This is a genomic window from Stutzerimonas nosocomialis, from assembly GCF_005876855.1.
GTDB lineage: Bacteria > Pseudomonadota > Gammaproteobacteria > Pseudomonadales > Pseudomonadaceae > Stutzerimonas > Stutzerimonas nosocomialis.
The window spans coordinates 85,907-112,615 of sequence record NZ_QLAE01000002.1; the positions used below are offsets into that span (position 1 = coordinate 85,907).

26 protein-coding genes are annotated in these 26,709 nt (G+C 67.0%); 10 read left to right on the forward strand and 16 right to left on the reverse strand.

The features are described from left to right. Nucleotides 1-82: 82 nt before the first annotated feature. The 4 genes from DN824_RS01525 (at nucleotide 83) to DN824_RS01540 (ending at nucleotide 4,196) form a co-directional block, all read left to right on the forward strand. Nucleotides 83-1,174, forward strand: coding sequence for a polyamine ABC transporter substrate-binding protein (locus DN824_RS01525; protein ID WP_138406629.1), 1,092 nt, complete (start codon nucleotides 83-85; stop codon nucleotides 1,172-1,174). 81 nt (nucleotides 1,175-1,255) lie between these two features. Further along, nucleotides 1,256-2,407 (forward strand): polyamine ABC transporter ATP-binding protein, encoded by a 1,152-nt coding sequence (gene potA / locus DN824_RS01530; protein WP_138406630.1) that lies wholly within the window; start codon nucleotides 1,256-1,258, stop codon nucleotides 2,405-2,407. Further along, on the forward strand, nucleotides 2,404-3,300 hold the full coding sequence (locus DN824_RS01535; protein ID WP_138406631.1) for an ABC transporter permease subunit: 897 nt from the start codon (nucleotides 2,404-2,406) through the stop codon (nucleotides 3,298-3,300). The genes potA and DN824_RS01535 overlap by 4 nt, the downstream gene beginning before the upstream one ends. Next, nucleotides 3,297-4,196, forward strand: a complete 900-nt coding sequence (locus tag DN824_RS01540; protein WP_138406632.1) for an ABC transporter permease subunit — start codon at nucleotides 3,297-3,299, stop codon at nucleotides 4,194-4,196. The genes DN824_RS01535 and DN824_RS01540 overlap by 4 nt, the downstream gene beginning before the upstream one ends. 45 nt (nucleotides 4,197-4,241) lie before the next feature. Here the strand turns inward: DN824_RS01540 and DN824_RS01545 are convergent, their stop codons facing one another. Continuing rightward, nucleotides 4,242-4,805, reverse strand: a complete 564-nt coding sequence (locus tag DN824_RS01545) for a DUF6436 domain-containing protein (RefSeq protein ID WP_138406633.1) — start codon at nucleotides 4,803-4,805, stop codon at nucleotides 4,242-4,244. Between the two features lie 87 nt (nucleotides 4,806-4,892). On the opposite strand from DN824_RS01545, the gene bipL reads away from it, so the two are divergent. Further along, nucleotides 4,893-5,834, forward strand: a complete 942-nt coding sequence (gene bipL / locus DN824_RS01550; protein ID WP_138406634.1) for a phospholipase BipL — start codon at nucleotides 4,893-4,895, stop codon at nucleotides 5,832-5,834. A gap of 3 nt (nucleotides 5,835-5,837) precedes the next feature. Here the strand turns inward: bipL and DN824_RS01555 are convergent, their stop codons facing one another. Beyond that, on the reverse strand, nucleotides 5,838-6,572 hold the full coding sequence (locus DN824_RS01555) for a DUF2059 domain-containing protein (RefSeq protein ID WP_138406635.1): 735 nt from the start codon (nucleotides 6,570-6,572) through the stop codon (nucleotides 5,838-5,840). A 108-nt stretch (nucleotides 6,573-6,680) separates the two neighbouring features. Between DN824_RS01555 and DN824_RS01560 the strand changes: the two genes are divergently transcribed. Next, complete coding sequence (locus DN824_RS01560; protein WP_138406636.1) at nucleotides 6,681-7,283, forward strand: 2OG-Fe(II) oxygenase; 603 nt, start codon at nucleotides 6,681-6,683, stop codon at nucleotides 7,281-7,283. A 58-nt stretch (nucleotides 7,284-7,341) separates the two neighbouring features. Here DN824_RS01560 and dctM read toward each other — a convergent pair whose 3' ends face one another. The 10 genes from dctM to DN824_RS01610 all read right to left on the reverse strand — a co-directional run bounded on the left by dctM (nucleotide 7,342) and on the right by DN824_RS01610 (nucleotide 18,329). Further along, a complete protein-coding gene (gene dctM, locus DN824_RS01565) occupies nucleotides 7,342-8,622 on the reverse strand; it encodes a C4-dicarboxylate TRAP transporter large permease protein DctM (protein WP_138406637.1) in 1,281 nt (426 codons plus the stop codon). After that, nucleotides 8,619-9,254, reverse strand: a complete 636-nt coding sequence (locus DN824_RS01570; protein ID WP_138406638.1) for a TRAP transporter small permease — start codon at nucleotides 9,252-9,254, stop codon at nucleotides 8,619-8,621. The genes dctM and DN824_RS01570 overlap by 4 nt, the downstream gene beginning before the upstream one ends. A gap of 228 nt (nucleotides 9,255-9,482) precedes the next feature. Beyond that, nucleotides 9,483-10,475 carry a C4-dicarboxylate TRAP substrate-binding protein DctP gene (gene dctP / locus DN824_RS01575; protein ID WP_138406639.1) on the reverse strand — a complete coding sequence of 331 codons (993 nt, stop codon included), beginning with the start codon at nucleotides 10,473-10,475 and terminating at the stop codon, nucleotides 9,483-9,485. Nucleotides 10,476-10,846: 371 nt separating this feature from the next. Continuing rightward, a complete protein-coding gene (locus DN824_RS01580) occupies nucleotides 10,847-12,238 on the reverse strand; it encodes a sigma-54-dependent transcriptional regulator (protein ID WP_138406640.1) in 1,392 nt (463 codons plus the stop codon). After that, nucleotides 12,235-14,043 (reverse strand): sensor histidine kinase, encoded by a 1,809-nt coding sequence (locus DN824_RS01585; protein WP_138406641.1) that lies wholly within the window; start codon nucleotides 14,041-14,043, stop codon nucleotides 12,235-12,237. The genes DN824_RS01580 and DN824_RS01585 overlap by 4 nt, the downstream gene beginning before the upstream one ends. Nucleotides 14,044-14,129: 86 nt before the next feature. After that, the gene (gene rfbD, locus DN824_RS01590; protein WP_138406642.1) at nucleotides 14,130-15,038 is read right to left on the reverse strand and encodes a dTDP-4-dehydrorhamnose reductase; all 909 of its coding nucleotides are present in this window, start codon (nucleotides 15,036-15,038) and stop codon (nucleotides 14,130-14,132) included. After that, complete coding sequence (gene rfbC / locus DN824_RS01595) at nucleotides 15,035-15,580, reverse strand: dTDP-4-dehydrorhamnose 3,5-epimerase (protein WP_138406643.1); 546 nt, start codon at nucleotides 15,578-15,580, stop codon at nucleotides 15,035-15,037. Before rfbC ends, rfbD begins: the two co-directional genes overlap by 4 nt. After that, nucleotides 15,577-16,449: a glucose-1-phosphate thymidylyltransferase RfbA gene (rfbA, locus tag DN824_RS01600; RefSeq protein WP_138406644.1), complete on the reverse strand. Its 873-nt coding sequence runs from the start codon at nucleotides 16,447-16,449 to the stop codon at nucleotides 15,577-15,579. The genes rfbC and rfbA overlap by 4 nt, the downstream gene beginning before the upstream one ends. Further along, complete coding sequence (rfbB, locus tag DN824_RS01605) at nucleotides 16,446-17,519, reverse strand: dTDP-glucose 4,6-dehydratase (RefSeq protein WP_138406645.1); 1,074 nt, start codon at nucleotides 17,517-17,519, stop codon at nucleotides 16,446-16,448. The genes rfbA and rfbB overlap by 4 nt, the downstream gene beginning before the upstream one ends. Nucleotides 17,520-17,690: 171 nt before the next feature. Then, nucleotides 17,691-18,329, reverse strand: a complete 639-nt coding sequence (locus DN824_RS01610) for a YceH family protein (protein ID WP_241666481.1) — start codon at nucleotides 18,327-18,329, stop codon at nucleotides 17,691-17,693. A gap of 162 nt (nucleotides 18,330-18,491) precedes the next feature. Between DN824_RS01610 and DN824_RS01615 the strand changes: the two genes are divergently transcribed. From DN824_RS01615 to DN824_RS01630, 4 genes are read left to right on the forward strand one after another with little or no spacing between them, the layout of a single operon-like run. Beyond that, a complete protein-coding gene (locus DN824_RS01615) occupies nucleotides 18,492-19,643 on the forward strand; it encodes an ABC transporter permease (RefSeq protein ID WP_138406647.1) in 1,152 nt (383 codons plus the stop codon). Continuing rightward, complete coding sequence (locus tag DN824_RS01620; RefSeq protein WP_138406648.1) at nucleotides 19,640-20,443, forward strand: ABC transporter ATP-binding protein; 804 nt, start codon at nucleotides 19,640-19,642, stop codon at nucleotides 20,441-20,443. Before DN824_RS01615 ends, DN824_RS01620 begins: the two co-directional genes overlap by 4 nt. Further along, nucleotides 20,444-21,382 carry an MlaD family protein gene (locus tag DN824_RS01625; RefSeq protein WP_138406649.1) on the forward strand — a complete coding sequence of 313 codons (939 nt, stop codon included), beginning with the start codon at nucleotides 20,444-20,446 and terminating at the stop codon, nucleotides 21,380-21,382. Then, entirely contained in the window at nucleotides 21,379-22,026 is a 648-nt protein-coding gene (locus DN824_RS01630) for an ABC-type transport auxiliary lipoprotein family protein (RefSeq protein ID WP_138406650.1), read from the forward strand. Before DN824_RS01625 ends, DN824_RS01630 begins: the two co-directional genes overlap by 4 nt. Nucleotides 22,027-22,083: 57 nt before the next feature. On the opposite strand, the gene DN824_RS01635 is transcribed toward DN824_RS01630, so the two are convergent. The 4 genes from DN824_RS01635 to dctP (DN824_RS01650) form a co-directional block, all read right to left on the reverse strand. After that, the gene (locus DN824_RS01635; protein WP_138406651.1) at nucleotides 22,084-23,316 is read right to left on the reverse strand and encodes an OprD family porin; all 1,233 of its coding nucleotides are present in this window, start codon (nucleotides 23,314-23,316) and stop codon (nucleotides 22,084-22,086) included. A gap of 70 nt (nucleotides 23,317-23,386) precedes the next feature. Then, nucleotides 23,387-24,697, reverse strand: a complete 1,311-nt coding sequence (locus tag DN824_RS01640; RefSeq protein WP_138406652.1) for a TRAP transporter large permease — start codon at nucleotides 24,695-24,697, stop codon at nucleotides 23,387-23,389. After that, nucleotides 24,694-25,233 (reverse strand): TRAP transporter small permease subunit, encoded by a 540-nt coding sequence (locus DN824_RS01645; RefSeq protein ID WP_138406653.1) that lies wholly within the window; start codon nucleotides 25,231-25,233, stop codon nucleotides 24,694-24,696. The genes DN824_RS01640 and DN824_RS01645 overlap by 4 nt, the downstream gene beginning before the upstream one ends. Before the next feature lie 73 nt (nucleotides 25,234-25,306). Further along, a complete protein-coding gene (gene dctP / locus DN824_RS01650) occupies nucleotides 25,307-26,347 on the reverse strand; it encodes a TRAP transporter substrate-binding protein DctP (RefSeq protein ID WP_138406654.1) in 1,041 nt (346 codons plus the stop codon). Between the last annotated feature and the right edge of the window lie 362 nt (nucleotides 26,348-26,709).

Genomic DNA, 26,709 nt, shown 5'->3' on the forward strand with positions numbered 1-26,709 from the left:
CAGTTGATTTTTCGAGGTTTTTCCAATAAACAGCCCGCCTTTGCCCGCCGGGTGACCGCGGCCTGGAACACGAGGACCCACCATGCGCTCGACGCTCAAGACTCTGCTCGTCACGGCCATCGCCGTTGCCGCGACGACACAGGCCCACGCCGAATCCACCGTGCACATCTACAACTGGTCGGATTACATCGGCGAGTCGACCCTCGATGAGTTCCAGAAGGCCACCGGCATCAAGCCGGTCTATGACGTCTTCGACTCCAACGAGACCCTCGAAGGCAAGCTCCTGGCCGGGCGCAGCGGATACGACGTGGTAGTGCCGTCCAACCACTTCCTCGGCAAGCAGATCAAGGCCGGCGCCTTCCAGGAACTGGACCGCGCCAAGCTGCCCAACTGGGACAACCTCGACCCCGAGCTGCTCGAGCAGCTGCAGAAGAACGACCCGGGCAACCGCTACGCGGTGCCTTACCTGTGGGGCACCAACGGCATCGGCTACAACGTCGAAAAGGTCAAGGCCGTGCTCGGCGTGGACGAGATCGACTCCTGGGCGGTGCTGTTCGAGCGCGAGAACATCGAGAAGCTTTCGAGCTGCGGCGTCGCCTTCCTCGACTCGGCCGACGAGATGGTCCCGGCGATGCTGAACTACCTGGGCCTGGACCCCAACAGCGAGGACCCGGCCGACTACGAGAAGGCCGAGGCCAAGTTGCTCGAAGTCAGGCCTTTCGTCAGGTATTTCCACTCGTCGAAGTACATTTCCGACCTGGCCAATGGCAATATCTGCGTCGCCGCCGGGTTCTCCGGTGACGTGTTCCAGGCCGCCGCCCGCGCCGAGGAAGCCGGCAAGGGCATCGAGATCGCCTATTCCATTCCCAAGGAAGGCGGCAACCTCTGGTTCGATATGCTGGCGATCCCCGCAGATGCCAGCAACATCGACGCCGCCCACGCCTTCATCAACTACTTGCTCGACCCGCAGGTCATCGCGGGTGTCAGCGATTACGTCGGCTACGCCAACCCCAACCTCAAGGCGGGCGAGCTGATGGATGCCGAGGTGTATGAAGACGAGTCGGTCTACCCGCCCCAGGAGGTGCTCGACCGGCTCTACGTGTCGGCCGAGCTGCCGCCGCGGATCCAGCGGGTGATGACGCGAACCTGGACCAAGGTCAAATCCGGTCGTTAAGTCCCGACGCTGTGCCCGGCGCAGCTCGGTAGCCGCCCAGCCTGCTGGCTGGGCCAATTTTCCATCTTCGGGAGTTCGCGCATGGCCGTAGCCTCCAGCGCCTACAAGAAAGCCCTCAGTGGCGAGAGCAAAAGCAAGCAGGTGCTGCTCAAGATCGACCGCGTCACCAAGAAGTTCGACGAGACGGTGGCGGTCGACGATGTCTCCCTGAACATTCACCAGGGCGAGATCTTCGCCCTGCTGGGAGGGTCGGGCTCCGGCAAGTCGACGCTGCTGCGCATGCTCGCCGGCTTCGAGCGGCCCACCGAGGGGCGCATCTTCCTCGACGGCCAGGACATCACCGACCTGCCGCCCTACGAGCGGCCGATCAACATGATGTTCCAGTCCTATGCGCTGTTCCCGCACATGACGGTGGAGCAGAACATCGCCTTCGGCCTCAAGCAGGACAAGCTGCCCAAGGCCGAGGTGGAAGAACGCGTGGCCGAGATGCTCAAGCTGGTGCAGATGAGCCAGTACGCCAAGCGCAAGCCGCACCAGCTGTCCGGTGGCCAGCGCCAGCGCGTCGCCCTGGCCCGTTCGCTGGCCAAGCGTCCCAAGCTGCTGCTGCTCGACGAGCCGATGGGCGCGCTGGACAAGAAGCTGCGCTCGCAGATGCAGCTGGAGCTGGTGCAGATCATCGAGCGGGTCGGCGTGACCTGCGTGATGGTGACCCACGACCAGGAAGAGGCCATGACCATGGCCGAGCGCATCGCCATCATGCACCTGGGCTGGATCGCCCAGGTCGGCAGCCCGATGGACATCTACGAGACGCCCGCGAGCCGGCTGGTCGCCGAGTTCATCGGCAACGTCAACCTGTTCGACGGCGAGCTGGTCGAGGACCTCGAGGACCACGCGATCATCGCCTGCCCGGGCCTGGATAATCCGATCTACGTCGGCCACGGCATCAGCACCCGCGCCGAAGACAAGCGCATCACCTACGCCCTGCGCCCGGAAAAGCTGCTGATCGGCACCGAGTTGCCGGAACTGCAGCGCCCCGGCTACAACTGGGCCCGCGGCGTGGTGCACGACATCGCCTATCTGGGCGGCCATTCGGTCTACTACATCCGGCTGTCCTCCGGCGGCATCGTCCAGGCATTCCTGGCCAATTCCGAGCGCCACGTGAAATGGCCGACCTGGGAGGAGGAGGTGTACGTGTACTGGTGGGACGACAGCGGCGTGGTGCTGCAGGCATGAGCCGGGTCCGGATGAACAACGGGCGCCGCCTGGTCATCGGCATTCCCTTCGTCTGGCTGATGCTGTTCTTCCTGCTGCCCTTCGTCATCGTACTGAAGATCAGCTTTGCCGAAGCCGACGTCGCCATCCCGCCCTATACCGACATCTTCAGCTACGCCGAGCAGCAGCTGCAGGTGGTCATCAACCTGGGCAACTACATCTTCCTCAGCGAAGACCAGCTCTACCTGGCGGCCTATGCCGGTTCGCTGAAGATCGCCTTCGTCAGCACCCTGCTGTGCCTGCTGATCGGCTATCCGATGGCCTACGCCATCGCCCGCGCGCGCAAGGATCTGCAGACCGTCCTGCTGCTGCTGATCATGATGCCCACCTGGACCGCGATCCTGATCCGCGTCTACGCCTGGATGGGCATCCTCAGCAGCAACGGCATCCTCAACGGGCTGCTGCAGGGGCTGGGGCTGATCGATGCGCCGCTGCAGATCCTCAACACCGACACCGCGGTATACATCGGCGTGGTCTATTCCTACCTGCCGTTCATGATCCTGCCGCTCTACGCCAACCTGGTTAAGCACGACCCGAGCCTGCTGGAGGCGGCGTCCGATCTTGGCGCGCGCAATCTCTCCAGCTTCTGGAAGATCACCGTGCCGCTGTCGAAGAACGGCATCATCGCCGGCTGCATGCTGGTGTTCATCCCGGTGGTGGGCGAGTTCGTGATCCCGGAGCTGCTCGGCGGACCGGAGACGCTGATGATCGGCAAGGTGCTCTGGCAGGAGTTCTTCAACAACCGCGACTGGCCGGTGGCTTCGGCCCTGGCGGTGGTGATGCTGGCCCTGCTGCTGATCCCGATCATCCTGTTCAACCGCAACCAGGCGCGGGCGCTGGAGGGCAAGCTATGAAACGCTACAGCTTCTCCAACCTGATCCTGGTGCTCGGCCTGCTGTTCATCTACCTGCCGATGGTGATCCTGGTCATCTACTCGTTCAACGCCTCGCGGCTGGTGACGGTGTGGGGCGGCTGGTCGACGCGGTGGTACGCCGGCCTGCTGGACAACAGCCAGCTGATGGGCGCAGTGATGCGCTCGCTGGAGGTGGCCTTCTACACGGCCATCGCGGCGGTGGCGCTGGGTACCATGGCCGCCTTCGTGCTGACCCGCATCCCCCGGTTTCGCGGACGCACGCTGTTCGGCGGCCTGGTGACCGCGCCGCTGGTGATGCCCGAGGTGATCACCGGCCTGTCGCTGCTGCTGCTGTTCGTGGCCATGGCCCAGCTGATCGGCTGGCCGGCCCAGCGGGGCCTGACCACCATCTGGATCGCCCACACCACCTTCTGCTCGGCCTACGTCGCGGTGGTGGTCTCGGCGCGGCTGCGCGAGCTGGACCTGTCCATCGAGGAAGCGGCCATGGACCTCGGTGCGCGGCCCTGGAAGGTGTTCTTCCTGATCACCGTGCCGATGATCGCGCCGTCGCTGGCGGCCGGCGGCATGCTCTCGTTCGCGCTCTCGCTGGACGACCTGGTGCTGGCGAGCTTCGTGTCCGGGCCGGGCTCAACCACCCTGCCGATGGAGATCTTCTCGGCGGTGCGCCTGGGCGTGAAACCGGAGATCAACGCGGTGGCGAGCCTGATCCTGCTGACCGTGTCGCTGGCGACCTTCCTCGCCTGGTTCATCACCCGGCGCGCCGACAAGCGCCGCGCACGGGCGATGCAGCAGGCCATGGACGACACCGGGACGCCGGGCTTTGGCCAGCCGATCGATAGCCGCAAGACGCTGACCCCGCCTCCCGCCCACAGCTGAGGCTCGCGTTCAGCCCGGCGCAGCGCGCGCCGGGCTGGCCTGCGTTCAATCCTGCCAGTCGCAGAAACAGCCCACCGCCAGCGAATGGGTCGCCGCCACCCGGCGACCCGCGGCCAGGGCCTCGATGATGGGCTCGACGAAGCTGTTGCTCGAATTGCACACCGCGCCTTCGCTGTAGGGCCCGACATAGGCCAGCCGGCCGCTGCGGTCCCAGATCGCCACGGCGGGGCTTGCCGGCAGATCCTGCGCGCCGGACAGCGAGGCGAGCGGCTCCAGCCGCGCCAGCGGCTGCGGCAGGCGACCGGTGCTGCCGGGTTTCTGCACGACATGGAAGGACACGCCCTGGCCGGCGTAGCGCCCGATGAGTTCGGCCAGATGCTGCTGGTTGCCGACGTTGCACGGGCAGGCCGGGTCCCAGAAATGCACCACCCGGATTTCCCCGGAACCGGCCAGCGCTGTGGGCAGCGCCAGGCTTTCGCCGGAAAACACCGCGGTGTGCTCGAAGGGGCGCAGGTAGCGCGCCTGGAACCACCAGAACGCCAGGAGCATGGCGATGACCCAGAGAATGCCGACGAGACCGACCAGCAGGTATTTGTTGCGTAAGGACATGACGACGCTCGTTCGACGGTTTCTCAGCTTGCCACGCCGTGGCGCAGAGCAGAATATCCTGCCCGCTCACGTATGAAGAATCCGATGATGGCCGATTCCCTCGATCCCGACCTGCTGCGCGCGGCCTTGCAACCCCTGGCCCAGGCGACCGACCTGTCGCCCCAGGCGCGCCGTTACCAGGCCTACTACGGCCTGGACCTGCCGCATCGGCGCGGCGTGCACAGCGTTCTGGGGCGTTTCGCCGTGCGCGACTACGAGGTGGTGGCCCAGGCCTGGTGGCCGGACAGCCCGCAGGCGACGCTGGTCGTCCTGCATGGCTTCTACGACCACATGGGGCTGTATCGCCATGTGATCGACTGGGGCCTCGCCATGGGCTTCGCCGTGCTCGGCTGCGACCTGCCGGGGCACGGGCTGTCGAGCGGCCCACGGGCGAGCATCAACGAGTTCGACGAGTACCAGGCGGTGCTGCAGGCCCTGCTCGACGAGGCGCGCCGGCTGGACCTGCCGACCCCCTGGCACCTGCTCGGGCAGAGCACCGGCGGGGCCATCGCCCTCGATCACCTGCTGCACACCGCCCAGCCCGGCGCGCTGGGCGAGACCATCCTCCTGGCGCCACTCGTGCGGCCGCGTTCCTGGGGCTGGTCGCGGGTGAGCTACGAGCTGCTGCGCCGTTTCGTCGACCAGATTCCCCGGCGCTTCAGCGAGAACTCCAGCGATGCCGGCTTCCTGGAGTTCATCCAGACCCGCGATCCGTTGCAGCCGGTCATCCTGCCGACGGCCTGGGTCGGTGCCCTGTCGCGCTGGATTCCCCGTATCGAGGCCGCGCCTGGCTGCCGGCACCGCCCGATCATCGTCCAGGGCGAGGCGGACATGACGGTGGACTGGCGGCATAACCTGCCGGTGCTGCAGAGCAAGTTCGACAACCCCGAGGTGTTGCGGCTGCCGACGGCGCGCCACCATCTGGTCAACGAGAGCGAGGCGCTGCGGCGCGAGTACTTCGACTTCCTGCGCGAGCGCCTCGGCCGCTAGGGGTTACTGGGCGCCGACCGCCAGCGCGGCCCGCAGCGCCTTCAGGGCGGCGTCGTAATAGGCCTTGCCGTCGCTCGACTGGGCGAAGTCGACGTATTCCTGGAGCTCGGCATCCGACAGGTCGCGGTAGACGAACAGCAGGGTGTTGTCGATCTCGCCGTCCATCTGCTGGATCAGCCGTTCGCGCTGGGTATCGAGCAGGCCCTGGGCCTGCCCGCCGCCGAGGATGCCCGGCAGCATCTGGCTCAGGCTGTCGGCGGCCACGCCGGCCAGCGCCAGGCTGACTTCGGCACCGGCCTCGGTGGCCGGCACGGCCTGGGCCAGGTGGCGGATCAGCAGCCGACGGTTGCTGCCCGCTTCCAGGCGCGGCAGGCCGCCGGCGTACTTCTCCAGCTGCTCGCGGCGCCCGGCCAGCACTTCGGCGGACACGATCTTGCGACCCAGCGGGGACTGGTAGAACGCCAGCGCCGGCTGCGGGTCGGCGAGGTTGCTGCGCAATGCCTGTAGCGCGCGGTCGTCCATGGCCTGCGGCGCGAAGCGTTGGTTGCTGTTGTTGACCAGGGTCTTGAACACCGCCGGCGGCAGCGTCTGCTGGTAGCGCTGCTGGGCGCTGGTGAGGGCATCGGCGAAGTTGGCGCGCTGATCGGGCCAGCCGGCGGTTTCGTACAGTTCCTGGTGGGCGTCGGCAAGGCTGTAGAGGCTGAAGGCGAACAAGGCACAAGCTAAAAGGACGCGCATGGGAACTCCTGTCTGGCGGGCATTTTATTTTCCGTGCCCCGGCGGCTGCTTGTCGAGGCTCGATTGGGCGCTGATAGACTGTGCGGAGGTCTTTCGGAGTCCGCACCCTTGTCCTTCACTGTCATCATCGACGACCTCGCCGCGCGGGGATGGTCGTTGCAGCACGCATTCCTGTCCCCTGATCTGACCGCCGATCTGGCCGTCGAGTGCCGCACGCGCGAGGCCGAAGGCGCCCTGCGTCCGGCCGGTATCGGCCGGGGTGACGGGGCCGCGGTGCGCGAGGGTATCCGCGGCGACCACATCCAGTGGCTCGAACCGGGCCAGTCGGCCCCCACCGATGCCTATCTCGCGCTGATGGAGCAGCTGCGCCAGGCGCTCAATCGCGAGCTGTTCCTCGGCCTGGAGGACTACGAGTGCCATTTCGCGCTCTATCCGCCCGGGGCCTTCTACAAGACGCACCTGGACCGCTTTCGCGACGACGACCGGCGTGCGGTGACCACCGCCCTCTACCTCAATCCGGACTGGCAGCCCGAGCATGGCGGCGAGCTGCGGATGCATTTCGACGCTGCGCCGGCGCTCGACGTGGCGCCCACGGGCGGCACGCTGGTGGTGTTCCTGTCCGGCGAGGTGCCCCACGAAGTCCTGCCGACACGCCGCGAGCGCCTGTCGCTGACGGGCTGGTTCCGTCGGCGCGCTCCCGAGCCGCTCTGAGGTTTTCTCCAGGCACAAAAAAGCCCGGCACTTGGCCGGGCTGAAAGAACCACGTTGGCTACATGCCCAACAGGTTGGGCAGGCTCAGCGAGATCGCCGGCACGTAGGTGATGATGATCAGGAAGCTCAGCATCATCGCCAGCCATGGCAGCACGGCGCGGATCACCTGGGTCACCGGCATGCCCGTCACCGCCGAGGCGACGAACAGGTTCAAGCCCACCGGTGGCGTGATCAGGCCGATCTCCATGTTCACCACCATGATGATGCCCAGGTGGATCGGGTCGATCCCCAGCTGGATGGCGATCGGGAACAGGATCGGCGCCAGGATCAGGATGATCGCCGACGGCTCCATGAAGGCACCGGCCACCAGCAGCACGATGTTCACCACCAGCAGGAACATCCAGGGCTGCAGACCGGCTTCGATCACCCAGGCGGTGATCGCCTGCGGGATCTGCTCGGTGGTCAGCACGTGGGCGAACAGCATGGCGTTGGCGATGATGAACATCAGCATGATGCTCAGCTTGCCGGACTCCAGCAGCACCTTCGGGCACTCGCGCAGGGTCAGGTCCTTGTAGACGAACAAGGCGACGAATGCCGAATACACCGCGGCCACGGCCGCCGCTTCGGTGGGGGTGAACATGCCCGAGTAGATACCGCCGAGGATGACCACCATCAGCAGCAGGCCCCAGACGGCCTTGCGTGCGGCGGTGAGCCACTCGCGGAAGGTGGCGCGCGGCAGGGCTGGCAGGTTCTTCTTCACCGCGATGATGTAGATCGCGATCATCAGCGCGAGGCCGAGCATGAGGCCCGGCACGACGCCGGCCATGAACAGCTTGCCGACCGAGGTCTCGGTGGCGGCGGCATAGACCACCATCACCACCGACGGCGGGATCAGGATGCCCAGCGTACCGGCGTTACAGACGATGCCGGCGCCGAAGGCCTGCGGATAGCCGGAACGCACCATGCCGGCGATGGCGATCGAGCCCACCGCCGCTACGGTCGCAGGCGAGGAACCCGACAGCGCGGCGAACAGCATGCACGCCAGGACCGCACCGATGGCCAGGCCGCCACGGATGTGGCCGACGCAGGCGTTGGCGAAGTCGATCAGGCGACGGGCCACGCCACCGGTGGTCATGAAGGCACCGGCGAGCAGGAAGAACGGGATCGCCAGCAGGGTGTAGTGCTCGGAGGTCTCGAACAGCTTGATCGCCAGCGAGCGCACCGAGTCGGGGCTGAAGAAGATGATCGTCATCGAGCCGGCGAGGCCCAGGGAGATGGCCACCGGCACGCCGATGAACATCAGCGCGAACAGCGCGACGAAAAGGAACAGGATGGTCATTTGTGCAGCTCCTCCTGATCGCCACCGAGCTTGGCGGCCTCGGCGGCTTCGTCAGCCAGGCCCAGACCGGTCTGCTGGTTGCGCAGGATGCGTACGAGAATCTCGGCGAAACGGATGAACACCAGGGCGAAGCCGATGGGGACGATCATGCCGATGTGCCATTGCTTGACGCCGATGTGGCCGAGGTCTTCGGCACCGATATTGGCGATGAACAGCGTCTGGATCCACTCGAAGCTGGCGATCGTCAGCAGGGCGGCATAGCCCAGGCAGATCAGGCAGGCGATCAGCCCGATGACCCGCTGAACGGGACGCGAAGCGAGCTTGACCAGCGCATCGACGCCGATATGGCCCGCGGTGCGCACGCCATAGGCCAGGCCGAAGAAGATCAGCCAGCCGAACAGCGCCTTGGTCAGCGCGGTGCTCCAGGTCATGGACTGGGCGAGGCCGATGATGAAGTCGCCGATCGCGAAGAAGAACTCGCTGGCGCCTTCGAACTTGTCTCCAAGATCGTAGAAAAGGGTGTAGAGGTTGTTGAGGATGACGTAGACGAAAGTCACCAGCGTCATGGCGGCCAGAAGAAAGGCGATGAAGCCTTCCTCGAAGTGGTCCCAGACGCGCCGGAGGGCGTTCATGGATGACATCTCCCGATGGACTAGCGGTTGGCGTAGCGAAAGGCTCGGCCGTGCGCAGGGGCAGCGACCATGGCCGGCAGACAGATCAATGAAAGGTGTTATCGACCAAGCCGGGGGCCTGAGCTGGCGCCACCGCGCAATACTGGTGCGTTACGTTTTTTTCACTGCGCTGTCGTTGCGTTAGGTATGCGAAGGGGCCCGGTTGCGGGCCCCTCTGCCAAGGCTAGATTAGCCCTTGTTGGCTGCTTCGGCGGCCTGGATCAGGTCGACACCGATCTCGCCCTCGAACTTCTTCCAGACAGGCTTCATGGCTTCGCGCCACATTTCGCGCTGCTCGGGCGTCAGGGTGATGATTTCGGTGGTGCCCGCATCGAGGATGCGCTGCTTGTCGGCCTGGTTCAGCGCGTCAGCCTGCTCGTTCACCGCGACGGTGACTTCGCTCAGGATGTTCTGCAGCTCGCTGCGCACGTCATCCGGCAGACCCTGCCAGAACTTGGTGTTGGTGATCACCATGTAGTCCAGCAGACCGTGGTTGGACTCGGTGATGTACTTCTGCACTTCGTGCATCTTCTGCGAGTAGATGTTCGAGTACGGGTTCTCGGCACCGTTGACCACGCCAGTCTGCAGGCCCTGGTAGACCTCGGCGAAGCTCATCTTGCGCGGGTTGGCGCGAACGGCCTTGAACTGCTCGTCCAGTACCGCCGAAGCCTGTACGCGGAACTTCAGACCACGGGCGTCCTTCGGCTCGCGCAGCGGCTTGTTGGCCGACAGCTGCTTCATGCCGTTGTGCCAGTAGCCCAGGCCGGTGATGTTCTTGTCTTCCATCGAGCGCAGCAGCTTCTGGCCGGCTTCGCCCTGCTGGAAGCGATCGACCGCGTCGATGTCGTCGAACAGGAACGGCAGGTCGAATACCTGGACGCCCTTGGAGTAATGCTCGAACTTGGCCAGCGACGGGGCGATCAGCTGAACGTCGCCGAGCAGCAGTGCTTCCATTTCCTTGCCATCGCCGAACAGCGAGGAGTTCGGGTAGACCTCGACCTTAACCTTGCCGGGCAGACGCTCTTCAGCCAGGCGCTTGAACATGATCGCGCCCTGGCCTTTTGGAGTGTTGTCCGCTACGACGTGGGAGAACTTGATGATGATCGGGTCGGCCGCATGGGCCAGACCGGCAACGCTAAGGGACAGAGCGCAAGCGAGCGCCTTGGCTGTCAGCTTGAACATTATTGGCATTCCTTTTGTTGTGAAGAACCGCTCCGAGAGCAATCCGGCAGTGAGAGGCAGAACTCCGGCGTCGGCGGCTCGATCGGCATGCCGTACGCCGGGGTAGCCCGACTCGGTTAGTGCGAGAGCAAGGCACGTGCCAGATGGCCATGATTCACTTCCGCTGTGGCCTTTTACCACTTTGCCATGACGAAATGGAGCCTTTTCTTTCCAGGTGCGAACCGGTCTAGCCCGCAGGGTTGCGGGACGCGCGAGGGGGCGTCGGGTGGGTGCCGGTGCCGCGCGCAGGCGACCGGCCGGCACGGGCTCGGACGGGGCTGCAACCGGGCCGCGGCGGGGCGATGTCACCGAAGGTGGCGAAAACCCGCCAGCTACTCGCCATCCTCCGGCGAGGTTCCGCCAGGGTCGGTGAAACTCAGGCCATGTTTGCGCAGCCGGTCGTGCAGGGTCTTGCGCGGCAGGCCGAGCGCCTCGGCGACGCTGCGCAGCGAGCTGTGCGGGCGCGCCAGCTCGGCGGCGATCAGGGCACGTTCGTAGGCCTCGACCTGGTCGCCCAGGTTGCTCGGCGCGCCCTGCTCCGGGGCGCTGGCGACGTCGTCGGGCTCAAGGCCCAGGTCGAGCCCCAGGGCGAAGCGCTCGGCGGCGTTCTGCAGTTCACGCACGTTGCCCGGCCAGCGATGGCGCAGCAGCAGCGCACGTTGCTCCGGCGCGAGGGTGCGCAGGGGCAGGCCGTGGCGTCCGGCCGCCGCCTCGGCGAAGTACTGGAACAGGTACAGCACGTCGCCGTTGCGCTCGCGCAGCGGCGGAATGCGCAGCGGGGCGACGTTGAGCCGGTAATAGAGGTCGGCGCGGAAGCGCCCCTGGTCGGCGGCGTGGCGCAGGTCTTCCTTGGTGGCGGCGATGACCCGGATATCCAGTGGCGTCGACTGGTTGCCGCCCAGTCGCTCGACCACCCGCTCCTGCAGCAGGCGCAGCAGCTTGACCTGGACCTCCAGGCTCATGCTCTCGATCTCGTCGAGGAACAGGGTGCCGCCGTTGGCGAACTCGAACTTGCCGATGCGCCGTTTCTGCGCGCCGGTGAAGGCGCCCGCCTCGTGGCCGAACAGTTCGCTCTCGACCACCGACTCGGCCAGCGCACCGGCGTTGATCGCCACGAAGGGACCGGCGCGGCGGCTGGACAGGTCGTGCAGCGCGCGCGCCACCACTTCCTTGCCCGAGCCGGTTTCGCCGAGGATCAGCACGTCGGCCTGGGTGCCGGCCAGGGCGCCGATCTGCTCGCGCAGGCGTTGCACCGCCGGTGACTGGCCGAGCAGGCGGGTCGAGAGTTCCTGGCGGTCGGCCAGGGCCAGGCGCAGGCTGCGGTTGTCCAGCACCAGCTGGCGCAGGGCGAGGGCGCGCCGCACGCTTTCGAGCAGCGCCTCGCTGGGAAAGGGTTTTTCCAGAAAATCGTAGGCCCCGGCGCGCATCGCCTGCACCGCCAGCGGCACGTCGCCGTGGCCGGTGATCAGCAGCACCGGCAGCTCGGCGTCGCGGGCGTGCAGCTGTTCGAGCAGGGTCAGGCCGTCGACGCCGGGCATGCGGATGTCGCTGATCACCACGCCTGGCCAGTCGGTGGGCAACTGCGCCGCGAGATTGCGCGCATCGCCCAGGCTCACCACCTTGAGGCCGGCGAGGTCGAGGGTCTGGCTCAGCGCCTTGCGCAGGTGCGCGTCGTCGTCGATCAGCACCACCTGCGCCTGGTTGTCGATCTGGCTGACGATCATTGCAGAAGGTCCTCGGTTGGAAAGGCGACGGCGGCGCTGGCCGAGCGTAGCGTCAGGCGCAGCTCGGCGCCGCCGTCGCGATGGTTGCCCAGCGAAAGTTCCGCGTCCAGCGCGCGGATCAGGGTGTCGCAGATCGCCAGCCCCAGCCCCAGTCCCTGGGCGCTGGTCTTGGTAGTGAAGAAGGGTTCGCGGGCGCGCGCCAACGCTTCGTCGCTGAAGCCCGGGCCGTTGTCGCGCAGGGTCAGGATCACCCGCTGGTCGTGCTGCTCCGCGCTGATCCAGATACGCCGCGGCAGGCCCTTTTCATTGAGCGCGTCCAGGGCGTTGGCCAGCAGGTTGGAGATGATCTGGCGCAGGCGCGTTTCACCGGCTTCCACCCAGAGCGTGGCGTCCGGCAGGTCGCGGATCAGCTCGACGCCCATCGCCTGGCGCCGCTTGGCCAGCAGCGACAGCGCATCGTCGATGGCGGGCTGCAGCGCCACCCGTTCGGGCGCATGCCGGTCGCGGCGGGCGAAGGCGCGCAGGTGGGCGATGATCGAGGCCATCCGCGCGGTCAGCTCGCTGATCAGCCGCAGATTGTCCCGGGCCTCGTCGTTGCGGCCATGGTCGAGCAGCACGCCGGCGTTGTCGGCATAGCTGCGGATGGCCGCCAGCGGCTGGTTGAGCTCATGGCTGATGCTCGCCGACATGGTGCCCAGCGCCGACAGCTTGCCCGCCTGCAGGAGCTCGTCCTGCGCGCGCACCAGGTCCTGCTGCGCCTGCTCGCGTTCGAGCACTTCCTGCTTGAGGCGGCTGTTGAGTGCCTCGAGGTCCTGGGTGCGCTCCTGCACGCGCAGCTCCAGCTGCCGCCGCGCCTGGGCATCGTGGGAGAGGCGTTCGAGGAAGTGCCGGCGCCGCTGCATCAGCAGCCCGACCCAGAGCAGCAGCGCCAGCAGGGTCGCGCCGCCGATGGCGACCACGGTGCGGACCGGGCGGTCGATCAGGCTGATCGGCGCGAGGATGCGCACCGTCCAGCCGGTTTCCTTGAGCTCGCGGCTCTGGATCAGCCACTGGTCGGTGTCGAACAGCAGGTTGCGCGGTTCGAGGGTCGGGTAGGGCTGGTGCAGGGCCAGCTCCTCGCGTTCCTCGGCATCCAGCGCGCGGGTGGCGCGGAATCGCCAGTCGGGGTTGGAGGTGAGGATCACCACGCCGTAGGCGTCGGTCACCAGGAGCTTCTCCGGCGTGTTGCCCCAGAGCCGCTCCGTGTGGTCGAGGTCGACCTTGACCACCATGACGCCGATCACCTGGTTGCCCTCGTGAACGGCCGAGCCGAAGTAGTAGCCGCGCTTGCCGGACGTGGTGCCGAGGCCGAAGAAGCGTCCGAGCCGGCCGGCCTTGGCCTGGCGGAAGTAGGGGCGGAAGGCGAAGTTGCGGTTGACGAAGCTGTCCTCGTCGGCCCAGTTGGACGCCGCGAGGGTGTTGCCATCCGGGTCCATCAGGTAGATGACGTCGGCGCCCGTCTGGTTGCGCAGCTGGTTGAGCAGGCGGTTGGCGCGGTCGAGGGCGCCGGGGTTGGCGGCGTCGAGCAGCGCGTCGCGGACCTCGGGCAGGTCGCCGAGGATGCGCGGCAGGACTTCGTAACGGCGCAGCGAACCCAGCAGGTTGGCGACATAGAGGTCGAGGGTCTGCCGGTTCTGTTCGGTCAGCTCGCCGCGGTAGTAGCGCTCGGCCAGCTGCTCCAGGGGCCAGAGCATCGGCACCAGTATCAGGGCCAGCAGGAACAGGCTACGCCAGCGGGGACGTCGGGGTATCGGGGGAAAGGTCATGCATGCTGCGCCAATGGGACCGGCGCATTATGCACGTTCGCCGGGCCGGGCGGGACCGCCCGCGATCGCCTCGCGCGGTGCCTCGGTCAGGCGCCCTGCCGGAAGGCTTCGGCCCGCGGCTCGAGGTTTCGCGGGGTGGCCAGGCACTGCTGCATCGCCGCTTCCCAGTCGGGCAGCCGGAGCGTCCAGTCGCGTTGCAGCTGGCTGCAGTCCAGGCGGGAATTGAGCGGACGCTGGGCCGCGGTGGGGTAATCCTTCGAGGCGATGGGGCTCACCTCGGCGCAGGTCTTACCCTGCTTGCGCAGGTGATCGGCGATGGCGCAGGCGAAGCCGTACCAGGAGGTCTCGCCCGTGGAGGTCAGGTGGTACAGGCCCCAGGGACCGCCGTTGCCGTCGCGCCAGGCCCGTACCATCTGCCCGGTGACCTGCGCCAGGGTCCCGGCCCAGGTCGGCGAGCCGATCTCGTCGGCCACCACCGAGAGGCGGTCGCGCTCCTGCAGCAGGCGCTGCATGGTCAGCAGGAAGTTCTTGCCATGCAGCGAGTAGACCCAGCTGGTGCGCAGCACCAGGTACTGCCCGCCGACCGACTGGATCGCCCGCTCTCCGGCCAGCTTGCTGGCGCCATAGACGCTGAGCGGGTCGGGTTCGTCCTGCTCGGTATAGGGCGTGGACTTGCGGCCGTTGAAGACGTAGTCGGTGGAGTAGTGGATCAGGGGGACGCCGAGGCTGGCCGCTTCCTCGGCGAGTACGCCGGGGCCGGTGGCATTGACCGCGAAGGCCTGCTCGCGGTTGCCCTCGGCGGCGTCCACCGCGGTGTAGGCCGCGGTGTTGATGATCAGTTCCGGCCGCAGCCGGCGTATCTGCTGGCGAACCTGCTCGGGGTCCGCCAGGTCGAGCTCGGTATGGCCGAGCGCGGTTACCTGCCCGTCACCGGCAAGTTCCAACTGCAGTTCACGTGACAGCTGGCCCTGTTTACCGATGATCAGGATGTTCATGCAAAGCACTCCGCTTCGCTGAGGGGCAGGCCGGCGACGTCCTTCGCGGACAGTTGCGGCGCTTGGTCGATGGGCCACTCGATGCCCAGCGCCGGGTCGTTCCAGAGCAGGCTGCGCTCGTGGGCCGGTGCGTAGTAGTCGGTGGTCTTGTAGAGGAACTCGGCCGTTTCGCTGAGCACCACGAAACCGTGGGCGAAGCCTTCGGGAATCCAGACCTGGCGATGGCTCTCGGCGTTCAGGTGGATGCCGAACCACTTGCCGAAGGTCGGCGAGCTGCGGCGCAGGTCGACGGCGACGTCGAAGACCTCGCCGGCGATCACCCGCACCAGTTTCCCCTGGGGCTGCTGGATCTGGTAGTGCAGGCCGCGCAGCACGCCGCGCTGGGACTTGGAATGGTTGTCCTGGACGAACTCGCGCCTGATGCCGGTGGCGTCTTCGAAGCGCGCGGCGTTGAAGCTTTCGTAGAAGAAGCCCCGCGCGTCACCGAACACCTTGGGTTCGATGACCAGCACGCCGGGCAGGCTGGTCTCGATCACGTTCATTCGTGTTCACCCGCGAGCTTGAACAGGTACTGGCCGTAGCCGGTCTTGCCGAACATATCGGCCCGGGCCAGCAACTGCTGGTGGTCGATCCAGCCGTTCTGGTAGGCGATTTCCTCGAGGCACGCCACTTTCAGGCCCTGGCGGTGCTCGATGGTCTGCACGTACTGGGAGGCTTCGAGCAGGCTGTCGTGGGTGCCGGTGTCGAGCCAGGCGAAGCCGCGGCCGAAGCGCTCGACGCGCAGGTCGCCGCGCTCGAGGTAGGCCATGTTGACGTCGGTGATCTCCAGCTCGCCGCGCGGCGAGGGCTTGATCGACTTGGCGATCTGCACCACGTCGTTGTCGTAGAAGTACAGACCGGTGACGGCGAAGCTGGACTTGGGCTTCTTCGGCTTTTCCTCGATGGACAGGGCCTTGCCCGACTCGTCGAAGTCGATCACGCCGAAGCGCTCCGGGTCCTTGACCCAGTAGCCGAACACCGTCGCGCCGCTGGGCTGGCTGGCGGCGCGCTTGAGCTTCTCGGTGAAGTGCTGGCCGTGGAAGATGTTGTCGCCCAGGATCAGGCACACCGAGTCGTCGCCGATGAAGTCTTCACCGATCAGGAAGGCCTGGGCCAGGCCATCCGGAGAGGGCTGCTCGGCGTAGCTGAAGTTCACCCCGAACTGGCTGCCGTCGCCCAGCAGGTTGCGGTACTGCGGCAGGTCGGCGGGGGTGGAGATGACCAGGATGTCGCGAATCCCGGCGAGCATCAGCACCGAGATCGGGTAGTAGGCCATCGGCTTGTCGTAGATCGGCAGCAGCTGCTTGGATACGCCCAGGGTGATGGGGTGCAGGCGGGTGCCGGAGCCCCCGGCGAGGATGATTCCTTTCATGCGCTTTGCTCCAGCGCGCCGAGGCGCTCACGTTGATAGCTGCCGTCCTGTACGCGACGGCACCATTCGAGGTTGTCCAGGTACCACTGCACGGTCTTGCGCAGGCCGGTCTGGAAGGTTTCCTGCGGCACCCAGCCGAGCTCGCGCTCGATCTTGCCGGCGTCGATCGCGTAGCGCAGGTCGTGGCCCGGGCGATCCTTGACGAAGGTGATCAGGTCTTCGAAACGTTCGACCCCGGCCGGCTTCTGGGGTGCCAGCTCTTCGAGCAGGGCGCAGATGCCGCGCACCACGTCGATGTTCTTCTGCTCGTTGTGGCCGCCGATGTTGTAGGTCTCGCCGATCACGCCTTCGCTCACCACCTTGAACAGCGCGCGGGCGTGGTCCTCGACGAACAGCCAGTCGCGCACCTGGGAGCCATCGCCGTAGACGGGCAGTTTCTTGCCGTCCAGCGCATTGAGGATCACCAGCGGGATCAGCTTTTCCGGGAAGTGGTACGGGCCGTAGTTGTTCGAGCAGTTGGTCACCAGCACCGGCAGTCCGTAGGTCCGGTGCCAGGCGCGGACCAGGTGGTCGGACGAGGCCTTGCTCGCCGAGTACGGGGAGCTGGGCGCGTAGGGCGTGGTCTCGGTGAACAGGTCGTCGACGCCGTGCAGGTCGCCATACACCTCGTCGGTGGAGATGTGGTGGAAGCGGAAGGCTTCGCGGCGCTCGGCCGGCAGGCTCTGCCAGTAGGCGCGGGCGGCCTCGAGCAGCTGGTAGGTGCCGACGATGTTGGTGTGGATGAATTCGGCGGGCCCGTCGATGGAACGGTCGACGTGGGATTCGGCGGCCAGATGCATGATGGCGTCCGGCTGGAAGTCCAGCAGCGCCTCGCTTACCCGATCACGATCGGCGATGTCGGCCTGGACGAACCGGTAGCGGGGGTTGTCCTGAACCTCGCTGAGCGATTCCAGGTTGCCGGCGTAGGTCAGCTTGTCGAGGTTGAGAACGCTGTGCTCGGTGTCGAGGATCAGGTGACGGATAAGTGCGGAGCCGATGAATCCGGCTCCGCCGGTGACGAGAATGCGCATGATGATAGGGCTTCCTTGGCGCGCTGTAGAGCAGCAGGCTCTTAGCATATCGGCTGCATAGACACAGCCGTAATTCAAAAATTCCCAAGCCGCCGCAAGGAGCTCGATGACATTTCAGCGAACCCCTCGCCCGGCTGGACGGGCCGACGACGGGCGGGTCGGCGACGGCGCTTAGTCGGACGTGCCTTCGAGCCTGGCGAGCCGCTCTTCGAGCGCCTGCACGCGGGCTTCCAGCGCTTCGAGGCGCGAGGGGGCGACCGGCGCGTCCTCTTCCTCCGCGCCGCCGTCGGCCGGCACTTCGCTGCCGCCCAGCAGGTGCATGTAGCGTTCCTCGCGCTGGCCGGCCTGGCGTGGCAGGCGGGTCGCCAGCGTGCGGCTGGCCAGGCGGTCGAGCTGGTGCTGGACGTCGGCCAGGTCATCGAAGGGTTGCATCCGGCTGCTGCGGGTCAGCAGTTCGTTGAGGGTCTGCGGGCCGCGCAACAGCAGCAGGCCGATCAGCGCCACCTGCGGCGCGGTCAGCTGCAGCGCCTTTTCGACGCGGTGTTCCCAGCGGTCGGCGCGGCTGCCCATGACCATCCGCACCAGCCCCTGCTCCTCGAGCGTGCGCAGGCCCTGGCCGACCTGCCCGGCGGAGAGGTTCATCACCGGCTCGCGGCTGGTCTTCTGGTTGCAGGCCAGCACCAGCGCATTGAGCGTCAGGGGGTAGGTTTCCGGCGAAAGCGCCTGCTTCTCGATCAGGCAGCCGAGGATGCGGGCTTCGGTGGCGCTCAGCGGTTGCGGAGAATTCTCGGTGTCGCCGGGGTCAGACAAGTTCATGGGTTCTCCTTTTGCGAAAGCGCCAAGCCTAGCTGGCCACGGCGCGGTTGCCCACTCTGCGTCAGGCGGGACGGGCCGGGGCGGTTCTGCTTGCCGGCGCTGGCTGCTAGGATCGGACAGGTCACGCGACGTCACCACTTTCACCAAGGGACATTGATGCACGCTGATACCAGGCTACCCGGCACGCTGCGCCTGCAGGACGAGACGTCCGGCAGCCATCTGCAGGTGTCCGGCGACTGGACCCTTGCGCATTACGCGACCCTGCGGCGCGAGGTCGAGCGGGCGCAGCCCAGGGTCAGCCAGGGCGGCACCGTGGATCTCGCCGGACTCGGCGCACTGGACACCGCCGGTGCCGGGCTGCTGGCCGAACTGATAGGCGCCGAGCGACTGGCGCGCGTCGACCAGTGGGCGCCGCAGCTGCCGGGCGAGCGGCTGGCCCTGCTGCGCAGCGTTGCCGATGCGCTGGACGCGCCCGCTGGCGAAGTCGATGACCCGCGCAGCGGCTCGGCGATCGGCGACCTGCTGGCCCACATCGGCCGCACCGTCGCCCATGTCTGGCAGCAGCAGCGCGCCTTGCTCGGCTTCATCGGCCTGACCCTGCAGGCGCTGGCGCTGACCGTCCTGCGTCCGCGCCGCTGGCGGCTCACCGCGCTGGCGTCGCACATCGAGCAGACCGGCCTGGACGCGGTGCCGATCGTCGCGCTGCTGACCTTCATGGTCGGCGCGGTGGTGGCCTTTCTCGGCGCCACGGTGCTGGATGAATTCGGCGCCAGCATCTACACGGTGAGCCTGGTGGCCTTCGCCTTCCTGCGCGAATTCGGCGTGCTGCTGGCGGCGATCCTGCTGGCCGGGCGCAGCGCCAGCGCCTTCGCGGCGCAGATCGGCTCGATGAAGGCCAACGAGGAAGTCGACGCGATTCGCACCCTCGGCCTCGATCCGGTCGAGCTTCTGGTACTGCCGCGGGTGCTGGCCATGCTGGTCGCCCTGCCGATCCTGACCTTCGTCGGCATGCTCTGCGGGATCGTCGGCGGCGCGGTGGTCTGCGTGCTGGCGCTGGACATCTCGGTCGCCCAGTTCGTCGGCATCCTGCAGCGCGACATCGACATCAGCCACTTCCTGGTCGGCCTGGCGAAGGCGCCGGTGTTCGCCTTCCTGATCGGCGTGATCGGCTGCCTGGAGGGCTTCAAGGTCTCCGGCAGCGCCCAGTCGGTGGGCGAACACACCACCTCCAGCGTGGTGCAGTCGATCTTCATGGTGATCCTGGTCGATGCGGTCGCCGCGATGTTCTTCATGGAGATGGGCTGGTGACGGGTTCGCAGGCGTCGACGGCCGAGACGCTGATCGAGGTCCGTGGCCTGGTCAACCGCTTCGGCCGGCAGACCGTGCACGACGGGCTCGACCTGGACATCCGCCGTGGCGAGATCCTCGGCGTGGTAGGCGGCTCGGGGACCGGCAAGTCGGTGCTGCTGCGCAGCATCGTCGGCCTGCGCCGGCCCACCGAGGGCAGCGTGCGGGTGTTCGGCGAGGAACTGCTGGCGCTGAGCCCGTCGCGCCGTTCCGAGCTGGAGCGGCGCTTCGGCGTGCTGTTCCAGCGCGGCGCGCTGTTCACCTCGCTGAACCTGCAGGAGAACGTGGCGCTGCCCCTGATCGAGCATGCCGGGCTCAGCCGCCGCGACGCCGAGCACCTGGCACGGCTGAAGCTGGCCCTGGCCGGGTTGCCTTCCGGGGCGGCCTGCAAGTTTCCCGACGAGCTCTCCGGCGGCATGGTCAAGCGCGCGGCGCTGGCCCGCTCGCTGGCGCTGGACCCCGAGGTGCTGTTTCTCGACGAGCCCACCGCCGGGCTCGACCCGATCGGCGCGGCGGCCTTCGACCAGCTGATCCTGACCCTGCGCGACGCGCTGGGCCTGAGCGTGTTCCTGGTCACCCACGACCTCGACACCCTCTACACCATCTGCGACCGGGTCGCGGTGCTGTCGCAGAAACGGGTACTGGTGGCTGACCGGCTGGAGGTGGTCGAGGCCACCGACGATGCCTGGATCCGTGATTACTTCCACGGCCCGCGTGGCCGTGCGGCACACAAGGCTGCCGAACTTCTGGAGGCTCCCTGAATGGAAACCCGTGCCCATCATGTCCTGATCGGCCTGTTCACCGTGATCGCGGTAGGCGGCGCGCTGCTGTTCGCGCTCTGGCTCGGCAAGTCGAGCATGGACCGTGAGTTCAGGCTCTACGACGTGATCTTCAACCGCGACGTCAGCGGCCTGTCGGTGGGCGGCTCGGTGGAGTACAGCGGCATCAAGGTCGGCGACGTGGAATCGCTGCGCCTGGAACCGGACGACCCGCGCAAGGTGCGCGCGCGGATCCGGGTCTACGCCGACACGCCGATCAAGGAGGACACCCGGGTGCGCCTGGCGCTGGCCAACATCACCGGCAGCATGGTCATCCAGCTGCACAGCGGCACCCCGGAAAGCCCGCTGCTGATCAGCAAGACCGGCGAGCCGCCGATCATCGTCGCCGACCCGTCGCCGCTGGCCAACCTGCTGGCCAACGGCGAAGACCTGCTGGGCAACATCAACAGCCTGCTGGGCAGTGCCAACCGGATGTTCTCCGAGGAGAACACCCAGCGCATCAGCAGCACGCTGGACCACATCGAGCAGGCCACGCGGGTGCTGGCCGAGCAGCGCGGCGATCTCGCCGAGGCGCTCGCCCAGCTCAACGGGCTGGGCCGCCAGACCAGCGCCGCGCTCGAGGAAATGACCCAACTGGCGCGCAACGCCAACGGCCTGCTGGACGAAGAAGGGCGGGGCCTGCTCGACAGCGCCGCGCAGTCGATGGCGGCGCTGGAGCGCTCCACCAGCCGCCTCGACCGGCTCTTCGAGCAGAACCAGGAGTCGCTCAACAGCGGCCTGCAGGGCGTCGGCGACCTGGGGCCCGCCATCGGCGAGCTGCGCCAGACCCTCGGCGCGCTGCGCCGCGTGACCCGCCGCCTCGAAGACAACCCCACCGGCTTCCTGCTCGGGCGGGAACGCATCCAGGAGTTCGAACCATGATCCTCAGCCGTTTGCCGCGCCTCGCTGCGCTGGCCATGCTCGCCAGCCTGACGTCCTGCGCGCTGGTCTCGTCCCCGGATCCGATCGCCGTCTACCTGTTGCCGGGCACCCTGGCCTCGCCGGCAAGCACCGGCCAGCCGGCGGCCGCACCGCTGGACCTGTCCCTGCGGGTGTCCACGCCCCAGGCCAGCCAGATCCTCGGCGGGCCACGCATCGCGGTGATTCCCGAGGGCAACCGGATCAGCAGCTACAAGGGCGCGCGCTGGAGCGACTCGGCGCCGGTGCTGCTGCGCAACCGCCTGGTCGAGGCCTTCCAGGAGGACGGCCGCATCGCCTCGGTGACCAGCGACGACGTGAAGGTCCATGCCGACGTGGAGCTGTTCAGCGACCTGCGCGCCTTCCAGACCGAGTACATCGAGGGCGCGCCGGTGGTGGTGATTCGGCTGGACCTGCGCCTGCTCCACCACGCCAGCCAGCGGATCGTCGCCAGCCAGCGGCTCGAAGTGCGCCAGCCGAGCCGGGGCGAGTCGGTCGACCAGGTCGTGCAGGCCTTCGGCGAGGCCAGCGACCGGTTGTCCGCCGAGGTGGTGAACTGGACCCTGGCGCAGCAGCCCCGTCTGGCGCCTGGCCAGGGGTCTCGCTGAGGGGCGGGGTGTCTGGCCGGCCGAGGCGAAAGGCCCGGCCGGCGTGACCTGCGCGGGTTACATCAGCGGAATGCTGTAGCTCAGGATCAGGCGGTTCTGGTCGATCTTGCGGCCCCCGCTGGCGCGGTAGGTGCCGTTGCGCCACTTGAGCCCGAGGTTCTTCAGCGCGCCGCTCTGGATGACGTAGGCCAGGTCCGTATCGCGTTCCCATTCGGTGCTGTCGCCGCCCGGGCCGAAGTTGTCGCCGCTGATGTAGCGCGCCATCAGCGACAGCCCCGGGATGCCCATCGCGGTGAAGTTGTAATCGTAGCGGGCCTGCCAGGAGCGCTCGTCGGCGTTGGCGAAGGTCGGCGCGATCATCACGTAGTTGACCAGGAAGGCGTCGCTGCCGTTGATGAAGGGGTAGGCCGTGTCGCCGCTCATCTTCTGGTAGGCCAGGCCGAAGGAATGCCCGCTCAGGCTGTAGGTGAACATCGCGCCGAAGGCCTTGTTGTCCACCGTCGCATTGCCGTCGCTGGTCGAACGGGCGTAGCGCAGGTCGCTCTTGAACGACTGGTCCTCGCCCAGGGCGGCCACGTGGGTCAGGTTGACGATGTGCTGCTTGTAGTTGCCGTCGAGCCTGCCGTAGCTGTAGGCGGTGGTCAGGTCCTCGTTCCAGCGGTAGCTGGCGCTGCCGAAGTCGAACTTGTCGGTCTGCCGGCCGCCGGCCACCCCGGACATGATCATGTCCTCGTAGCCGGCTTCACTGCGCAGGCTGTTCTCGGTCAGGCGCCCGGCGTTGAGGGTCAGGCCGTCGATTTCCTGGGACGTGAGCTGGGCGCCGCGAAAGGTCTGCGGCAGCAGGCGCGTGTCGTTGGGCAGGATGGTCGGCAGCCGGGGGATCAGCGTGCCGACCCGCAGGGTGCTCTTGGAGACCCGCACCTTGGCGGTCATGCCGAGGTTGGCGTAATCGTCCGGCGCGGGATCGTTGAAGCCGCCCGGCAGCAGGCCGCTGCCGGCGCGTTCCGGGCTCGAGTCGAGCTTGACGCCGAGCAGGCCGAGGGCGTCGACGCCGAGCCCCACGGGGCCTTCGGTGAAGCCCGATTCGAACTTGAGCAGGAATCCCTGGGCCCATTCCTCGGCCTTGGACTGCGCCACGCCGTCCTGGCGGTTGTCGCTGTTGACGTAGAAGTTGCGCAGTTCCAGGTTGGCGCGACTGTCGCCGATGAAGTCGGCATGGGCGGCAGGCGCCGCGAGGCCGCCGGCCAGGGCGGCGAGGGTGACGGACCGGGCAAGGGGCGTCTTGGGCATCGGGTCGTTCCTTTTGTTGTTGTTGGAAAGGATGGCCAGGTGCGCGGCGGGCGGGGCGCCCGCCGGCAGGTCAGAACAGCAGGTTGGGCAGGCAGGTCGCGATCTCCGGAACCATGGCGATGATCGCCAGGCCCACCAGGTTCACCAGCACGAAGGGGATCACCGACCAGTAGATGTCCTTCATGGTGATGCCCGGCGGCACGATGCCCTTGAGGTAGAAGAGGTTGAAGCCGAAGGGCGGCGTCATGTAGCCGATTTCCATGTTGATCACGAAGAGGATGCCGAACCAGATCGGATCGAATCCCAGCGAGGCCACGATCGGCAGGAACACCGGCAGGGTGATCAGCATGATCCCGACCGGGTCGAGCAGCATGCCCATCACGAACACCAGCGCCATCATCACGATGATCACGCCCCAGCGCCCGCCGGGCAGGTCCATCATCAGCCCCTCGATCAGCGCCTGGGCGCCCATGCCCTGGTAGGCGGAGCTGAAGGCGTGGGCGGCGAAGAGGATCCAGGCGATCATCCCGGTCAGCTTGAAGGTGCGGATCGCCGCCTCGTGCAGCACCGCCCCGCTCAGCTTGCGGTAGACCGCGGCCGAGATCAGCGCGCCGAGCACGCCCATGGCGGCCGCCTCGGTGGGCGTGGTGACGCCGCCGATGATCGAGCCCAGCACCATCGCCACGATGCCGATCGGCAGCAGCACGGCGCGCAGGGCGGTGAGCTTCTCGCTCCAGCTGCCGCGCTCCTCTGGCGGCAGGGCCGGCGCCAGGTGCGGTTGCAGGTGGCTGCGCACGATCACGTAGATCAATGTCAGCGCCACCAGCAGCAGGCCCGGCAGCACCCCGGCGGCGAACATCTTGCCCACCGAGACGCCGCTGATCATGGCGTAGAGGATCATCATGATGCTCGGCGGGATCAGGATGCCCCAGCCGCCGCCGGTGTTGATGCAGCCGAGCACCATGCGCTTGTCGTAGCCACGTTCGAGCATCGCCGGCAGCGCGATGGTGCCCATGGCCACCACCGCCGCGCCGCTGATGCCGACCATCGCGCCGAACACCGCGCAGATGCCCAGGGTGCCGATCGCCAGGCCGCCGCGCATGCCGCCGCACCACAGGTGCATCATCCGGTAGAGGTCCTTGGCCACGCCGGTGCGCTCGAGAATCATCGCCATGAAGACGAACAGCGGGATCGCCACCAGGGTGAAGCTTTCCATGGTGCCCCACATCTGCGAGGCGACCATGTAGAAGGCGTCCACGCCCCAGGTGAAATAGAGGAACAGCACCGACACGCCGCCCAGCACGAAGGCCAGCGGCAGCCCCAGCAGCAGGAAGAACACCAGGGTGAGGAAGAACAGCAGGGTAGTGATCTCGATGCTCATCGGGCGTGCTCCGACGGGCTGTCGGCGGTGTCGTCAGCCTTGTCCAGCGCGATGAGGATGTCCTGCAGCAGCTTGGCGATGCCCTGCAGCAGGAGCAGCGCGGTGCCGATGGGGATCGCCGCCTTGATCGGCCAGATCGGCGGGTTCCAGGCCGAGAACGAGGTTTCCCGGCTGCCGATCGACTCCCATGCCATGGAGCTGCCGAAGTAGAGCAGGGCGGCGGTGAACAGGAAGAACATCGACGAGGTGAAGATGTCCAGGCAGGCCTGGGCGCGGCGCGACAGCGTGCCGTAGAAGATGTCGACGTTGACGTGATCGCGGTGCAGCAGCAGGTAGCCCCCGGACAGCACCACGTAGAGGCCGAACAGCATCTGCCCCAGCTCGTTGGTCCATGACGTCGGCGAGGACAGCACGTAGCGCATGAACACCTCGCCGATCAGCAGCAGGAAGATCGCGAAGATCAGGTAGGCGACCCAGCGACCGATGAAGGAATTGAGCCGGCTGATGCCGTTCACGTAGGCACGAATCACGCGCATTGCTCTGCCCCGACAGGAAATACCGAAAGGAATCGGCCGCGCGCCCGGGGGCGGCGGCCAGGCAACGGGCGACTCAGAGGTAGCCGAGCTCGCCGAGGAAGGCCTTGAGCTTGTCCAGTGCTTCGGCGGCCTTGTCGCTGCGCTTGCCTTCTTCTTCCCAGGTCTTGCGGGCGATTTCGGTCAGGCGCTTCTGCACGTCCTCGGGCAGCGTGTTGACCTCCACGCCCTGCTCCGCGACGGCCTTGTTCAGGGCCACGTGCTCCTGGAAGAGGTATTCGTTGGTGCGGTACCAGAACTGCTCGTCGAGCACCTGCTTGACGATTTCCTGGTCGCGCTCTGACAGCGCGTCGAGGGCCTTCTGGCTGACGATGGTGACGTCGGTGCCGGCGATGTTCAGCGCCGGTTTGACGTGGTACTTGGCCACCTCGTAGAAGCTCATGCTCGCCGCACCCTGGGCCGCGCCCCAGTGGGCCGCGTCGACCACGCCGGTGTCGAGCGCCGGGTACAGCTCGCTGCCGGGCAGGTAGGTGGTGGAGGCGCCGGCCTCGTTGAGGAATTTCTGCAGGGCGCCGGAGGAGCGGATCTTCAGGCGGGTGAAGTCTTCCCAGCTGTTGATCGGCTTCTTCACCACCATCTCGGTGGGATAGACCTTGTCGGTCGCCCAGTAGACGCCGAACTTCGACGCCTCCTCGCGCAGCATCTGCTCGAAGCCCAGCTGCTGGTGGAAGTAGGCCGCTTCCCAGACGTGCTGGAAGGCGAACGGCAGGCCCGAGGCGATGCCCGCCAGGGTGATCTTGTCCTGGGCGTAGCCGGGGGAAATGGTGCCCATCTGGATGATGCCGCGGCTGACCGCGTTGAAGGTTTCCTGCGCCTTGAACAGCGCGCCGGCCTCGAACAGCTGCAGCTGGACGCGACCCTCGGTGCGCCGCTCGATCTCGCTCTTCAGGCGTACCAGGCTGTCCTTGTAGGAACTGCTGGCGCCCGGCCAGTGGGACTGCACACGCCACTTGGCGACGTCCTGGGCGCTGGCGAGGGAGGGGGCCAGCGCGGCGGCGGCCAGCAGGGCGGCGCCGACGGCGAGCTTGAGGGTCTTGAGCGGGGGCGACAATTTCATTTCGGATCCTCTTTCTTGTAATTGTTCTGGGTTCAGAACTGCAACGCGGTACCGATTTTGTCAGCTACACTGGCTAAATGTTTCGCAGTGCGGAATTACCTTTTGCATATCGTTAAGGCGAACCTAGCACGTCAGGACAAATTTTCAACAGCCCATCCGGCGAAAAGCGTTTCGCTGTGATGCGATATCAACCGGCTTGATGGGAGCCGTTTCCGAATTGACGGCCCCGGGCGAGCCGTGACAGCGTCAAAAAAAGGGCTGTTTCGAGGGTGCCCGACGGGAAGCTGGCGGGCCTTGGCGAGACCGCTGGCCGCTGACGTAAAGCTCGCGGCCAAGACCGTTCCCACAGCGGGCCGCGCGTC